Raw genomic sequence first — 13,619 nt, forward strand, 5'->3', positions numbered from 1 at the left:
TCCTAGAAGTTCAGGTTATTGCGCAGCTCAAAGGTGGTGATCTGGCTCTGATAGTGATGCCACTCATCCCACTTGGAGCGCAGGAAGAACTCAAAGACGTGCTCGCCCAACACCTCCGCCATGAACTCGGATTTTTCAAACTCGCGCAAAGCCTGGTCCAGGCTGGTGGGCAGATCCTTATATCCCATTGCCCGGCGTTCGCGGCGGGTGAGCTGGTGGACATCGTCCTCAGCTGGATCATCGAGTTCGTAGCCTTCCCGGATTCCTCGCAGACCGGCTGCCAAGAGCACCGCATAACCCAAGTACGGGTTCATGGAGGCATCAATGGAACGAATTTCTACCCGGCGGGAATCTTCCTTAGTAAGCCGGTAGGTGGGCACGCGGACCAACGCAGAGCGATTAGACACACCCCAGGTTGCTGAACCCGGTGCCTCGTTGCCAAACATCAGGCGCTTATAGGAATTTGTCCACTGATTAACAATGGCGGACATCTCCGTGGAGTGTTCCAGGATTCCGGCGATGAACTGTCGGCCAGTCTGCGATAAGGAAAATTCATCGTCCGGATCGTGGAAGGCATTGGATTGGCCTTCAAAAAGGCTCAAGTGGGTGTGCATGCCGGAGCCTGGCAGATGCTCGAAAGGCTTAGGCATGAAGGTGGCGCGCACGTTGGAGTTGGTTGCCACCTGTTTGATTACGTGCCGGAAGGTCATGATGTTATCAGCCATGGTCAGCACGTCCGCATGGCGCAGATCAATTTCTTGCTGCCCCGGTGCGGTTTCGTGATGGCTAAACTCCGTGGCAATTCCCAGTGATTCCAGCGCCAGCATCGCCTTCCTACGGAAAAGCGGGGCGGTATCATGAGTAGCCTGGTCGAAATAACCACCATTATCGGTCGGTACCAAGTCCGTGAGTTCGCGGCCACGCTCAAAAAGGTAGAACTCGATTTCTGGTGAGGCCATGCAGGTAAATCCATCATTGGCGGCCTCGGTAACCTGGCGGCGCAGGATATGGCGCGGATCCACCATGGAGGGCTGGCCGTCCGGCTGCGCGATATCGCAGAACATGCGGGCCGATTGCAGGTCCGGCTCATCCATATCAAAGGGCAGAATCTGGAAGGTGGAGGGATCTGGCAGCGCAATGGTGTCAGACTCAGAGATACGGGAGAACCCTTCCACAGAAGAACCATCGAAGCCAACACCTTCTTCAAAGGCCGATTCCAGCTCGGATGGGCTCATGACCACGGATTTAAGGGCGCCCAAAATATCCGTAAACCACAGGCGGATAAAGCGGATATCGCGTTCCTCAACGGTTCGTAGGACAAATTCGTGTTGGCTATTCATGCCTTAGACCTTACCGGCTCACCTCCGAGGGATGTGCAGTTCATGCGACAGTTTTTCCAGGGCGAAATGCGCAGGTCGCAAGAGTATCTAGGGGGTATCAAGCGGGGGCTTTTCCTTCACGGGCCTACTGATGTGCATGCTTTGCTGAGGAAGCAAGCGAACACACGTACACCTCTTAAAGGACGAAGTTTTATGACCACCCACTGCGATGACCTTTCTGCTCACGTAATCGAACGCCTCATCACCGCCGCGCAACATGGTTGGGCACCGGCGGATTTAGAGCACGTCTTAGGCCCGCATGCTTACCCCATTATCTACCGTGCTAGCCCCCATGTGCCGGCACGGATTACCTCCCCTGCCTTACGCAAGGCCTGGCTACAAATGGCACCGCCGGACGAAAATTTCATTCCGCGCGATAAGCTGCGCGCCGTTATGAAAGAGCTAATTCACCTGCCTAGGCTGCGCGATACTGAACTTTTGGCCTCTGGCGAATCCTTGCGAGAAGACGGGCTTAGCGATAAACAACGCAAAATTCGCGCAAAGGTCCTAGGCCTCTTACGCAAGGCTGAGTCCACTAGTTTTGAAGACGAGGCCGAGGTTCTGATTTCTAAGGCGCAGTCCTTGCAACAGAAGTATCGCATCGAGGATCTACTTACTTCCGAGCTCCCCAATCTCATTTCCCACCGCGTGCACATTTACCCGCCCTATATCAAGCACCAGGCTTCCCTGCTCAGCACCATTTCTGACGCCAATGGATGCACCACGCTCCTCATCCATGACAAAGGCCTAGCCTGTGTGATTGGTGCTCCTGCCGACGCCGCCCATTGCGCCGACCTCTTTGCCTCCCTCAACCGCCAATGCGACTGGTTTATGCGTAACGACGATGGCGCGGAAATCGCCCGCGCTACCAATTCCACTGCCGCATATCGCCGCAGCTTCCGCCTGTCTTATGCCGCCCGCATCGGTGAATTGCTCACCCAAGCTAATGAGGACGGAATTGCTGAAAACCTGCGTGAGTCTCAGTATTGCTCTCACCATGCAGAGGCTGTAGCCACCCAAACCCTTCCCGCTTTGCAAGCACGCACCGATCACGCCATCGATACCCGCAACCGCCTCTTCCCCAATCTCACAGAGATGTCGCTATCAATGAACAGTCTGCACGGCATCAACGATGGCATTGCCGCTGCCGATAAATCTCACTTGGGAGGTGACGCCTCAGGGCTCGGTTCAGTTCCAGAAACTACACGGTAATTTCCCCTGTTTGATACGGTTCTTGGCCCCCGTTCCCTGCTAGCGAACGGGGGCAGAGTATGGCACCGCAACGAGGTCATTACAGGTAAGATCACCGATGAGATTGATTAGGTCTAGAAAGTAGAAGGTACGTGAATGTCTACACAGTCTTTTCTCGAAGTTGAAGCGAAATTCTCCGTAGCCGAGTCCACTCAGCTCCCTGAACTGACCCGCCTTGAGGGAGTTGACCACGTCGCAGACACGCGCCACCACGCACTTTCGGCCATCTACTACGACACTGAAGACCTCCGCCTCACCCACGCTAAGGTCACCCTCCGCCGCCGCACCGGAGGAAATGATGATGGCTGGCATATCAAGATCCCTAGCGAGGCTGGCCGTACCGAAATCCACGCAGAATTGGGAGAGCCTGTCGATGGCCGCTATGAAGTTCCTAGCGAGCTGCTCCATCAGGTTCGCTCCATTGTCCGCCACAACGAGCTCACCCCAATTGCTCAGGTAGACAACAAGCGCACCGAGATGGTCTTGGCAGATGCCGATAATAAGCCAGTGGCAGAGTTTTGCGATGACCATGTCACCGCCTTTTCCTTCCTTCCCGGCGGCGAGCAACAGTCGTGGCGCGAATGGGAAGTAGAGCTCGCAGGTGAGCTACCTGGTACCGAGGAAGGAACGCAGTTCATTCGCCGTGCTACCTCTCTTCTCATCGGTGCCGGTGCACGCGTATCTTCTTCCCCATCCAAGCTGAAATCGGCCTTGGGTGATTCGTATGCCAACGCCCCGCTTCCCCCGGCCCTGGTATCGCCGGACGTGGACCCGGATTCCCCTGCCGCCGCCGTGATCACCGCACTGCAAGCTAACCGCGACAAGCTGGTTGATTATGATCCACGTGTTCGCCGCGATGAGTGGGACTCGGTGCATCAGATGCGTGTAGCTACCCGCGAGCTGCGCAGCCACCTTCAGACCTTCCATGGCATCGTGGTCGGACCAGAAATCGAAAAAATTGAAGCCGATCTGAAGGAGCTCGCTGGCATTTTGGGGGTTGCTCGCGATGCGGAGGTTGTTGAAGAGCGCTGGCAGAAGCTGTTGGAGTCCGAAGATTCTGACACCTTGGATGATTCCACCCGCGAGCACATTGCGCAGGATATGGGCACCGCCTACCGCCGTGCGCACCGTCGCGTTATCGCCGCCCTTGATTCCGAGCGTTACCTCGAGCTGCTGGAGTCGCTCGACCGCTTGCTCGCGGATCCGCCAACGGCCGATAAGCAACAAGAATCCGCTCCGGTAAATGATGATGCGGAGCAGACGGAAGAACAGTCCTCTACGGAGGAAGGCGCTGCTTCTTCCGAGTCCCGCGAGGATAACGCGGCTGCTGCAGAGAAGGCCAAAAAGAAGCCAGAGAAGAAGTCCAAGGACAAGTCCGCGGACATGGACACTGTGATGGCGCAGCACCTTGAAAAGGCCTATAACAAGCTGGTCAAGCGCCATAAGAAGGCCGTAGAGAATTGGGATAACCCGGAGCTGTCCCTACACGAGCGCGAGGACTATTTCCACGATATGCGTAAGGCTGCAAAGAAGCTGCGTTATGCAGCAGAAGCAGCTGGTTCTGCCACCAACCTTAAGACCAAGCGTCTCTATAAGGCCTGCAAGCAGATGCAGTCGGTGCTCGGTGATTTCCAAGATTCCGTGACCTCGCGCGATAAGCTGCTCGAACTGGCAGATTCCGCTCGCCGCCGTGGGGAAAATACCTTTGGCTACGGTCTGCTCTATCAGCGCGAGCGCACCATCGGGCTGAAGGCGCTGGATGATTACGCCGAGTCTTTCAAAGACATCAAGGCGGCGTTTAAGCCGCTGCGTAAGAAGCTAAAGTAGCCGCGCTTCCCGGGCAGTTACCGGGAAACACGGCGTAGAAAAGATGGCTGGAGGTTATTTACTTCCAGTCATCTTCTTTGTCTGCGGCATCTGCCGCATCGTTGCGGGCGTGGGCAATCTCGATAGCGTTTTCTGCTTCTTCACGGGTGTCATACGGGCCCATTCGGTTTTCCCAGCCAGAGGTCTTGCCTTGGCTGACTTCCTTGGTGGTTGGATCGAAGAACCACTTCTGGTCTGCATCGCTCATAAAACTATCCTCTCAGTCGTAGCGCCAGCGGCACCGGCTGATCGCTGCCGCTGGTATGGTTTGTGTCCACACTACCCACGCCGTCTAAGCGATGCCCGCTAGAATGTGGGGCAGCACATTTCTTTTATACGATTCCATGTCGTATTCCCCGCCGCCGCACCAAAAGATGGCGGGCATTCGTTGCTTTAAGCGCACCGCCGCGTGCGAGTAGCAACGAAGACTACTGGTCCCAGAACCTGGAAAAGGAGCTTTAGCACCCATGCCACTGTGGTCAACGCCTGCAGAGCCTGTAGCCGAGCGCGCCGCCCAAGCACATACTGATCTCACGGGCAGCGCTCCAACTCATACCGCTAGCGCGCCGGCAACGTGGTCCCTTATTGGTGAACACATTGACCACTTCGGCGGCATTGTTGCCATGTGCGTGGACAAGCTACGTGCCGCTGCGGCAGTAAGCTCACGCACCGATGGCGTGGTAGCGGTACATTTTCACCCGGCAGAAGGTGAGCCTGCCCATGATTCGATAAGCCTGCAAGCGCTCGCAGAGCTGGCAACAGCGCAACAACCCACCACGGATGCAGAGGGCCAGCCAATCATTCCGCCGGCTCCGGAGGGAGGGCTGGCTGCCCGCGTGGGTGGCATTGTCCACACGATGATTAACCGCCAGTTGCTCTCTCGTGAGACAGCCGGTGCGGATATCACCATCGCCTCCGACATTCCGGAAGGTGCTGGTTTGGGTGCGGATGCCGCCGCGGACGTCGCGGTAGCGCTGGCACTCATGGGGGCTGATGCGGACCTGGATGCGCCGCTAAGGGCCCGGGTGGCAGATGTATGCACCCAGGCCGTTACTACCTTTGGTGCGCGGCCGCCTTTGCGTGCCCGCCATAGCGCGGCTCTGCGCAGCACGGGTGAGGGCGTATGCATCATGGATTACGCCGACGGTTCTGTCACCCACGCACCGCACCTTGTTGGTCGCGAGATAGCTGCCTTCGCGGTGGCGGTGCCGGAAGATTTTTCCGCGCAGGAAGAAAAGGCCATCGCCGATATCCGCCAGCGGGAGCGCTTTATTGATGATGCCTGCCATTCCTTTGGCACCGATTCGCTGCGCTTGCTTCCAGACGCCCAACAGCGCGTCCTCGATTGGCTCAAGGCCGTCCACAAGGTCTACGGCGAGGAGGGACACCCGAGCATCAGCGCCGCTACGGAATGGATGGCCTTTTATGAGGAAGAAACCCAGCGGGTAGAAAAGTTCACCCGTTTCCTGCGCTCGCATCGCGGCGCGGAGCTCTTCCCCATCCTTTTGCAATCACAGTCCTCCCTAGCCAATATCTACGGCTTGGACTCGGCAGAAAAACTCGCCGAGCTAGTCACGGTCCGCGGTGCCGTAGCGGGGCGTTCGGCACACGCGGGCACATCGAACGCAGTCATTGCCTACGTGCCGGCGAAGAGCGCGCATAATTTTGCGGCCGACCTGGCAGACGATGGCCTGCTCGTAGTCGAATTACAGCCGGGCGAGGCCGCACGCGGCGAGAGCTAGTAGCCTCACCAGCTAGTCAGCAGGCCACGCAAAGAGTACCTCGCGCGAATCGGTATCCGCTGTCACCAGCGAGACTGTGGTTTCGCTGCCGGTTTCTGGCGCGCCTACAGATTGGGCGAAGACTGGTGGCTCCGGCACAAAAATCCGAGCTTTGTCCCGCTTTGCATCGCCGCTTACGACGGTGGCCGGGAAATTGGTGCCGAGCCAGGGGCGCAGCACGGTGGCCTCGGTGAGGTTGAGGCAGGCCTTATCCACTTGGGAGGCAAGCTGCGAGGTAGAACGCATTGCGCCAATGACCTCCGTGGCGCGCTCCCCCACCCAGCCGGGAACCTCGTAGTCGCCGCAGAGGGCTAGACAAACCTCGGTGGCGAACCTATCGGACAGGCGCCGCAGCGGCGCGGTCACGTGTGCATAGTAGCCGCCTATCCCGGCATGCACCTGCGCTTCCTGCTCTCCTAGCCACGCATAATCGGCGCCTCGCAGGAGGCTTTGGGCCTCGCGCATGACTGCCATGCCGCGTGGGGAATCGGCGTCGACGGTGAGGAGAAACTGGGGAATGGGGGCATCGCCAAGCGCAAAGCCCAGGGCTTGGGCCTCGGCGCGAAATTGGCGCTCGTGCTCCGGTTCGGCGGCGGGCAAAGTACGCAGAAAACCCACGCCCGCTTCCTGCATGAGGCGTCCCGCGCACATGCCGGCAAGCAGAGAGATCTCCGAGTTATAGTCCATGACCTCATAGCGAGGCTCGATAATGAGCTCAAAGGTGCCATCAGAATTTTCCACTACGCGCTGGGAGGGCAGGCGCAAGGAAATGGCCTCGCGGCGCAGGGAGGACTCCTGGCGCAATCGTCCCACCTCCGGCAGCAATGCAATAGACGGGTGCAGGTTACCGGCCGCCAAGTCCGCGTGCGCGCCCTCATAGTCCAGGCGGGCCTGGGAGTAGATGAGCGCGCGCTCGACGTGGAAAGACTCCACCTCACCGGCGTCATCTAGATCAAAGGTCCACAGCACGGCCGGTTTATCGGTTTTAGGCAGCAGTGAGGCACGGTCTTCGGAAAGCTCGGGCGGGTGCAGGCGAGCTGGCGCATCGGGAAGATAAATAGTCTGGCCGCGGCGGAAGGACTCGCGCTCCAGCTCGCTGCCGGGCTCAATAAAGGCGGCGACATCCGCAATGGCATAAAAGACGCGGTAGCCACCATCGCGCTTTTCCAGGTAAACCGCTTGATCCAAGTCCATGGAGCCGGCGGGATCGAGGGTTACGAAGGGAATATCGCGGGCGTCGCGGCGCGAGTCGGCATACCGGTCTTGCGCGTGGGCGGCCTGGTGGGTGACCGCAGCCGGAAAATCGGTGGCTACCGAAAATTCTGCGGCAATGGCGCGGAAATCGAGCGGGGCGGCGTAGAGCTTCATGTCCACCACCATAAACGTCTTGGGGCGAATGAGTCGGCCTATAAGCCGGATTCTGTCTAATCGCGGCACTCCCAAGGGAGCACCGTGCGGTGAACATCCATCTAGACCAACCGTTGCCAGTTGGTTCCAGCAGCTACCTTCAGGCTCGAGCGAGCAGCCTTAAAACGCCTGATCGGGCCCCGCAACGTGGCGGGGCCGTGATGCCTTGCTCCCGGTGGGGTTTACCCAGCCACCGCCATCACTGACGGTGCTGGTGCGCTCTTAACGCACCGTTTCACCCTTACCTTGTTGCTCCAACTTGGGCCGAAGCTCAAGCGGAGGCACAAGGCGGTCTACTTTCTGTTGCACTTGCCCGCGGGTTTCCCCGGGTTGCCGTTAGCAACCACCGTGCTCTATGGAGTCCGGACTTTCCTCGGCGCCCACGCGGCAGCAGCTCGCTGCCCGTATGAAGCGACGCGATCACCCGGCCGGCTCATTCGCGTTCCTTATTCTAGCGCAGGCCTGCCAGGTGGCCCACATCGTTAAATCCGTGCACCATAGAGCCGCCTTCCCAGAATTCCACCTGGGAAATGGCAGCCAGGTCTAAAAAGAGATGACCAAAGGTAGCCGGCCCGGCATCAAGCGCCTGGCGGATAAAGGACTTAATCGGATTGACGTGGCTTACTACCAGCACGGTTTTGCCCGCAAAGCGCTCTTGTAGCTCCTTGCGGGTAGTGCGCACGCGGCGGTTTAGCGCCTGCAGCGATTCCCCGCCCGGACAGGCGACGCTCGCGTCATGCAGCCATTCCTCGTGCAGTTCCGGATCGCGCTGGTGGGCCTCGGCGGCAGTCTTGCCTTCCCATGCGCCGAAGTCCACCTCGATGAGTCCTTCCACGGTCTCTACCTCGATATCGCGGCCATTGGCCACGGCCGCCGCTGTCTCTTGGCAGCGGCGCAGGGGCGAGCAGACGATGGCATCAAAGTGGGCGTCGGCAAGCGCTTGGGCTGCGGCCAGCGCCTGCTTTTGCCCGAGCTGCGTAAGCCCCGGGTTGGCGCGCCCGGAGTACTGCTTAGCGGCCGACATGTCCGTCTGCCCGTGGCGCAGCAGGATAAAGCGGGTGGTAGGTCCGCGGTCCCCAAGCCAATCGGTGGGATGCGGCGCGGTGGTGTCGCGTTCCGTAGCCTGTGCCGGTTCGGCAGTATCTTCCTCCCCGACAACGATGCCTTCAGGATGTCCGGCGGCCCCGGCGTCCATGGCGTCATTGGATAGGGCGTCTGCCACCTTATTCTTGGCGCGCGGCACCCAGTTCAAGCTGAAGGAAGAAAAGCCGTTGATGTAGCCACGGGCGTGCAGGGCCAGCTTCTGCATGTCCGGGTGCTTGATCTTCCAGCGGCCGTTGATTTGCTCCACCACCAGCTTGGAGTCCATGTAGAACTCCACTTCGGTAGCGCCCATCTCGGTGGCGGCTTCCAGGCCGCGCAATAAGCCGTTGTACTCAGCGACGTTATTGGTGGACTTGGTACCTACTACGTAGACGATTTCGCGCAGGATGCGCTGCCCGCTGCCGTCATAAATAACGGTGCCGGAACCGGCCACTCCGGGGTTACCGCGGGAGCCGCCATCGGCGTAGATAATGACCTTCATTAGACCAAACGCACCAGGTAGGAGCCGCAATCGCCGCACTGCGGCAACTCATCGGCCGGGGCATTGCGCACGGCGTTTTGCTCCGCCGGCGGCAGGACAATGAAGCAGCCGCCACAAGCGCGGTTGGCCTTGAACTGGGCGGCGCCCACGCCGTTTTCCTCGCGCTGGGTATCGTACTCGCTCAGTACCCCGGCAGGCAGCTGTTGGCGCAGCTCGCCGATGCGCACGGCCGGATCTTCCTGGTTGGCGGCCGCCTCCTGTGCCGCCTCGGCCGCGCGACGCAGCTTTTCCAGCTTGCGCTCGGAATCAGAAACGCGCGCACCGTGTACGTCCAGGTTAGAACGCAGCGCGTGCACCTCATTATGGGCCTCTTGCAGCTCGCTCATGAGGTCTGCAATGCGGGACTTGGCGGCGTAGAGATCGTGCTCGAGGTCCTTGCGCGTTTCTGGATCCACGGCAGCGCCTAGCTGGCGCTTATCATCGCGCTCGCGCTGGCGCAGCTTGCGCTCATCGGCCTGGATGCGCAGGATTTCGGTCTCCATGTCATCGACGGCCATCTGCGCGGAGCCGGATGCATCCAGTAGGCGCTTGTGTTCTTCTTTAGCCTTGTCATACTCGGCTTGTTCCGGGATTTCCTTCTTCGCGCCATGGCCCTGCGAGCGTTCCAGGTTGGCCAGCTCCAGCAGTACCGGCTGTAGTTCTTGCGATAGTTTCACTTATGACTCCTTTGGGTGCGCAGAGATAGTCCACGGGTCGGTGCGCAGGCTGATAATTTCCGTATCCAGTTCTAAAGCATCCTCTACGATATCGCGCGCCTGGGCCGTCCACGGAAATTCGCTGGCCCAGTGGGCGGTATCGATGACGGCCGGCCCGCCGGCGCGCAAGTGCTCATCCACCGGGTGGTGGCGCAGATCCGACGTGACATACACGTCTACGCCTAGCTTCGCGGCCGCGGAGAGGAAGGAATCTCCCGAGCCGGAAGAAACCGCTACGGTACGCACCTTTTGTTCCGGATCCCCGGCGGCGCGGATACCCCAGGCGGTCTCGGGGAGGGCATTGGCCACCTGCTGGGTAAACTCGCGCAGGGTCATCTCCTGTGGCAGTTCTCCCACGCGTCCGGGGCCGAGCGCCTTATCCAGGTCTTGGTGGCCAGCGGTTTCCGTAATGTCATAGGCCGGTACTTCATAAGGGTGCGCGGCGTGCAAAGCCTGCAGCAAGGCGGAGCGAAGCGCGGCCGGCGCGACAAACTCGACGCGGATTTCCTCGCCGCGGTGCAGGGCGCCAATTTCACCCTCCGCCGGGTCTGCTCCTTCTTCCGGCTGGAATTGGCCCGTGCCCGCAATATCGAAGGAGCAGTGGGAGTAGGCACCGATGTGGCCCGCGCCGGCGTCGAAAAGCGCCTGCTTTACCTCCTCGGCCGCGGCAACCGGCACGTGCACGCCCCACTTATCCACGCCCTGGGGCTCCGGCACGATGGGCCGGCCGGGGTTGATTCCTACCAGCTCCGCGAGCTTGTCGTTGACGCCCGGCCGCGCCTTATCCGCGTTGGTGTGGGCCGCAAAGAGGGCAACGCCACTGCTCAGCAGCGTGTGTATGACCTTGCCCTTGGGCGTATCGGCCGCCACGGACTCCACCCCGCGCAAGAGCAATGGATGGTGGACCACGAGCATATCCGCGCCGAGTTCTACCGCCCGCTCCGCTACCGCCTGGGTGCAGTCCAAGGCAAAAGCCACGCGCTTGACCTCCGCGGTCGGATCACCGCAGATAAGCCCCACGGCGTCCCACTTTTCCGCCAAGTGCGGCGGGTAGGCCTCATCGAGTACGCGGCGGACATCGCCCACGCTCACAGCGGACATGGAGGTACTCCTTTATGCTCGTTTCATGGAATAGTTACTACTGCTATATCCTATCTTCCGCACCACAGTACTATTCGCGCGAAGGGGTTTTCCGCATGACCGAATCCGCTGCCCGCTCCGGCCTCTACCTCGTCTTTGTTTGCACCGGAAATATCTGCCGCTCCCCCATGGCAGAAATCATCGTGCGCGATGAGATGGAAAAGGACATGCTTGACCTTGTCGCCACCGTGGACTCCTGCGGCCTCGGCGGCTGGCATGTGGGCCAAGGAGCCGACCCGCGCGCCATTGCCGAACTGCGCCGCGGCGGCCACGATGGCGGTTCCCACCGTGCGGCCAAGCTGGGGGCCGAGCACATGGATGCTGATCTCTTCATCGCCATGGACACAGGCCACCGCGACGCCCTTATTGAGCGAGGCATCGACCCGGACAAGATCCGCTTGATGCGCAGCTTCGATCCCAACTCCCCGGAAGACGCGGACGTGGCAGACCCTTACTATGGTTCCGCCGCCGATTTCGAGACCACCCGCAACAATATCGAGGCCGCCGTGCCTGGCCTGCTGGATTGGATTCGCGCTCACCACGACTAAACTAGGCCCCATGCTAAAGACGTTCCTTAAGCCGGGTTGGGTTCTACTGCTGCTGTTCGTCGTGGCCTTTTCTTACCTCGCTTTTACCGTCCTCGCCCCGTGGCAGCTGGGCAAGGACGATGACATTGTGGAACGCAACGAGCTCATCACTCACGCCTATGAGGCTGACCCCCAGCCGGTAGAAGACCTCGTGGATGACCACGGTGCTATCAAAAACGATGAGTGGTCCCGCGCGACCCTGCACGGCCGCTACCTGCCAAAGGATGAGGTGCTACTGCGCCTGCGCCCGGCCGAGTCTGGCCCGTCTTACCAGTCCTTGGTCCCCTTCCGTACCGATTCCGGGCTGACCATCTTGGTTAACCGCGGCTGGGTCAAGGCCGGCGAGGCCAACGCTGTACCGGATATTCCCGCCGCTCCTTCGGGCGAAACCACTATTACCGGCATGATCCGCGCCGACGAAGCCCAGCACCAGTCCGCCCCCATTAAGCAGGAGGGCTACCAGCAGGTCTATTCCATCCATACGGAGCAGATTGCCTCGCTTATCGACGCCCCCTTAGCCCAGGACTACATCCAGCTTTCCGCGGACCAGCCCGGCGTGCTCAACCCCATGCCCATCCCGCAGCTCGACCGCGGCAACCACCTCTCCTATGGCTACCAATGGATTGCCTTTGGCATCATGGCCCCGCTGGGTTTGGGCTATTTCGTGTGGTCCGAAATCCGTGAGCGCCGCCGCCTGCGCGACGAGGAAGAGGCCCTCGCCGCCCTCGACGCCGATGCTTCCACCCCCTCCGAGCCTGGCTCTAGTGACGCCTCCGCCGCGGACCACACGCCCGCAGAACCAACGGCCGGCGCTGACTCCGCACCCAGCGAGCACGAAGCCGCGAACGACGATTCCACGGCCGTTCCCGCCGCGTCCTCCTCGCATGCCGCCAGCCGCCGCAATCGCTCCCGCTACGGCGACTCCAAACCAGATCACTACGCCAAACTAAACCAGCGCCGCCGCGAGCGCTACTAAGCCGACAACCCGCAGCCGTGGCTGAAGTGCCTGAGTACTTAGCCGAAGCCTAAGAAGCAGCCACGCTAATAGGGCTACTTCCCCAACTGCCATGCACAACGTGGCCGAAAGTTGGCCCACAGGCGCCTTAAGCCTTGAGTCCCTCCCGGGCTAGCCCGTGCCCATGCATACGGAAAAGACCGCCTCCCGGAAATCAATCCGAGAGGCGGTCTGTGTTGTGCGGCCTGAGGGGATCGAACCCCCGACCTATTGGGTGTAAACCAATTGCTCTTCCAGCTGAGCTAAAGCCGCATGCGCTCTTGCGCTGTTAGAAACAGTAGCGCAGGTTGCTAGAGCAACACAAATCAGCAGGTAAAGCCCTACTTCTTGGTGTATCCGCGCTGCACCAAGCAAGAGCCTTGCCACTCGCCTAGGCGCTCTGCCTTGGTCTGCACCAAGCCGGCCAGCTGAGCGGACTCAGAGATGAGCCCTGGCTCTACGGTGCCAGGCTTTCCGGCACCCGGGGTAAGCAGCCAGACCGCACCGTTATCGGCCAGCGGACGGCTCGCGTCAACGAGTCCATCCACAAGGTCGCCATCCTCGTCGCGCCACCAAAGAAGGACTACATCGCACAGCTCGTCATTTTCTTCTTCCAAGAAATCATCGCCGAGCACGGCTTCGATCGATTCAGAGATCGCGGTATCGCAATCCTCGTCCCAACCAAGCTCTAGGGCGATTTGCCCTTCCTTGATTCCGAGCTTGACTGCAGCGTCAGCCACTATGCATTTCCTTCCTAATTTGGTGAATGTCCGGTCCGCGCATCCCCCGCATCCTGCGGGTAAATCGCGGCTTAATAGAAGTATTTTAACGCCCACCGGCCCCTTTTACCCGCCTAAGGGGCGCAATTCCCCCA

12 protein-coding genes, 1 tRNA gene and 1 other RNA gene are annotated in these 13,619 nt (G+C 60.1%); 5 read left to right on the top strand and 9 right to left on the bottom strand.

Going from position 1 to position 13,619, the window contains the following annotated elements; all coding sequences use genetic code 11:
• Nucleotides 1–2 precede the first annotated feature (2 nt).
• Nucleotides 3–1,340, bottom strand: coding sequence for a glutamine synthetase family protein (locus WMQ00_RS11185; RefSeq protein ID WP_023021141.1), 1,338 nt, complete (start codon nt 1,338–1,340; stop codon nt 3–5).
• Between the two features lie 192 nt (nt 1,341–1,532).
• Here WMQ00_RS11185 and WMQ00_RS11190 point away from each other — a divergent pair, with 192 nt between their 5' ends.
• Both WMQ00_RS11190 and WMQ00_RS11195 read left to right on the top strand, forming a co-directional pair.
• Entirely contained in the window at nt 1,533–2,591 is a 1,059-nt protein-coding gene (locus WMQ00_RS11190; RefSeq protein ID WP_316360782.1) for a DUF2786 domain-containing protein, read from the top strand.
• 135 nt (nt 2,592–2,726) lie between these two features.
• Complete coding sequence (locus WMQ00_RS11195; protein WP_086587349.1) at nt 2,727–4,457, top strand: CYTH and CHAD domain-containing protein; 1,731 nt, start codon at nt 2,727–2,729, stop codon at nt 4,455–4,457.
• A 58-nt stretch (nt 4,458–4,515) separates the two neighbouring features.
• Here the strand turns inward: WMQ00_RS11195 and WMQ00_RS11200 are convergent, their stop codons facing one another.
• Complete coding sequence (locus tag WMQ00_RS11200; protein ID WP_023021138.1) at nt 4,516–4,704, bottom strand: hypothetical protein; 189 nt, start codon at nt 4,702–4,704, stop codon at nt 4,516–4,518.
• A gap of 259 nt (nt 4,705–4,963) precedes the next feature.
• Here WMQ00_RS11200 and WMQ00_RS11205 point away from each other — a divergent pair, with 259 nt between their 5' ends.
• Nucleotides 4,964–6,238, top strand: coding sequence for a galactokinase family protein (locus WMQ00_RS11205; protein WP_023021137.1), 1,275 nt, complete (start codon nt 4,964–4,966; stop codon nt 6,236–6,238).
• 12 nt (nt 6,239–6,250) lie between these two features.
• Here the strand turns inward: WMQ00_RS11205 and WMQ00_RS11210 are convergent, their stop codons facing one another.
• The 5 genes from WMQ00_RS11210 to WMQ00_RS11230 all read right to left on the bottom strand — a co-directional run bounded on the left by WMQ00_RS11210 (nt 6,251) and on the right by WMQ00_RS11230 (nt 11,125).
• Complete coding sequence (locus tag WMQ00_RS11210) at nt 6,251–7,645, bottom strand: ribonuclease catalytic domain-containing protein (RefSeq protein ID WP_239204450.1); 1,395 nt, start codon at nt 7,643–7,645, stop codon at nt 6,251–6,253.
• Between the two features lie 25 nt (nt 7,646–7,670).
• An RNA gene (gene rnpB, locus WMQ00_RS11215) (RNase P RNA component class A) lies at nt 7,671–8,120 on the bottom strand.
• A 15-nt stretch (nt 8,121–8,135) separates the two neighbouring features.
• Nucleotides 8,136–9,269, bottom strand: coding sequence for a bifunctional RNase H/acid phosphatase (locus WMQ00_RS11220; RefSeq protein ID WP_316360632.1), 1,134 nt, complete (start codon nt 9,267–9,269; stop codon nt 8,136–8,138).
• Complete coding sequence (locus WMQ00_RS11225) at nt 9,269–9,985, bottom strand: zinc ribbon domain-containing protein (RefSeq protein WP_086587344.1); 717 nt, start codon at nt 9,983–9,985, stop codon at nt 9,269–9,271. Before WMQ00_RS11225 ends, WMQ00_RS11220 begins: the two co-directional genes overlap by 1 nt.
• Nucleotides 9,986–11,125 (bottom strand): Nif3-like dinuclear metal center hexameric protein, encoded by a 1,140-nt coding sequence (locus tag WMQ00_RS11230; RefSeq protein WP_200288831.1) that lies wholly within the window; start codon nt 11,123–11,125, stop codon nt 9,986–9,988.
• A gap of 95 nt (nt 11,126–11,220) precedes the next feature.
• On the opposite strand from WMQ00_RS11230, the gene WMQ00_RS11235 reads away from it, so the two are divergent.
• Nucleotides 11,221–11,712: a low molecular weight protein-tyrosine-phosphatase gene (locus WMQ00_RS11235; RefSeq protein ID WP_316360482.1), complete on the top strand. Its 492-nt coding sequence runs from the start codon at nt 11,221–11,223 to the stop codon at nt 11,710–11,712.
• A 10-nt stretch (nt 11,713–11,722) separates the two neighbouring features.
• Complete coding sequence (locus WMQ00_RS11240) at nt 11,723–12,727, top strand: SURF1 family cytochrome oxidase biogenesis protein (protein ID WP_284799222.1); 1,005 nt, start codon at nt 11,723–11,725, stop codon at nt 12,725–12,727.
• Nucleotides 12,728–12,945: 218 nt separating this feature from the next.
• On the opposite strand, the gene WMQ00_RS11245 is transcribed toward WMQ00_RS11240, so the two are convergent.
• Nucleotides 12,946–13,018 (bottom strand) — tRNA-Val (locus tag WMQ00_RS11245).
• A gap of 68 nt (nt 13,019–13,086) precedes the next feature.
• Nucleotides 13,087–13,485 (bottom strand): DUF3052 domain-containing protein, encoded by a 399-nt coding sequence (locus tag WMQ00_RS11250; RefSeq protein ID WP_023021130.1) that lies wholly within the window; start codon nt 13,483–13,485, stop codon nt 13,087–13,089.
• Between the last annotated feature and the right edge of the window lie 134 nt (nt 13,486–13,619).

This window comes from Corynebacterium sp. KPL2825 (assembly GCF_037908445.1).
GTDB lineage: Bacteria > Actinomycetota > Actinomycetes > Mycobacteriales > Mycobacteriaceae > Corynebacterium > Corynebacterium kefirresidentii.

Excerpts from the sequence above, each read along its gene's own strand:
- WMQ00_RS11185 (WP_023021141.1), bottom strand. The coding sequence starts at position 1,340 with ATGAATAGCCAACACGAATTTGTCCTACGAACCGTTGAGGAACGCGAT.
- WMQ00_RS11230 (WP_200288831.1), bottom strand. The coding sequence starts at position 11,125 with ATGTCCGCTGTGAGCGTGGGCGATGTCCGCCGCGTACTCGATGAGGCC.
- WMQ00_RS11240 (WP_284799222.1), top strand. The coding sequence starts at position 11,723 with ATGCTAAAGACGTTCCTTAAGCCGGGTTGGGTTCTACTGCTGCTGTTC.
- WMQ00_RS11190 (WP_316360782.1), top strand. The coding sequence starts at position 1,533 with ATGACCACCCACTGCGATGACCTTTCTGCTCACGTAATCGAACGCCTC.
- WMQ00_RS11220 (WP_316360632.1), bottom strand. The coding sequence starts at position 9,269 with ATGAAGGTCATTATCTACGCCGATGGCGGCTCCCGCGGTAACCCCGGA.
- WMQ00_RS11235 (WP_316360482.1), top strand. The coding sequence starts at position 11,221 with ATGACCGAATCCGCTGCCCGCTCCGGCCTCTACCTCGTCTTTGTTTGC.
- WMQ00_RS11210 (WP_239204450.1), bottom strand. The coding sequence starts at position 7,645 with ATGAAGCTCTACGCCGCCCCGCTCGATTTCCGCGCCATTGCCGCAGAA.
- WMQ00_RS11195 (WP_086587349.1), top strand. The coding sequence starts at position 2,727 with ATGTCTACACAGTCTTTTCTCGAAGTTGAAGCGAAATTCTCCGTAGCC.
- WMQ00_RS11200 (WP_023021138.1), bottom strand. The coding sequence starts at position 4,704 with ATGAGCGATGCAGACCAGAAGTGGTTCTTCGATCCAACCACCAAGGAA.
- WMQ00_RS11205 (WP_023021137.1), top strand. The coding sequence starts at position 4,964 with ATGCCACTGTGGTCAACGCCTGCAGAGCCTGTAGCCGAGCGCGCCGCC.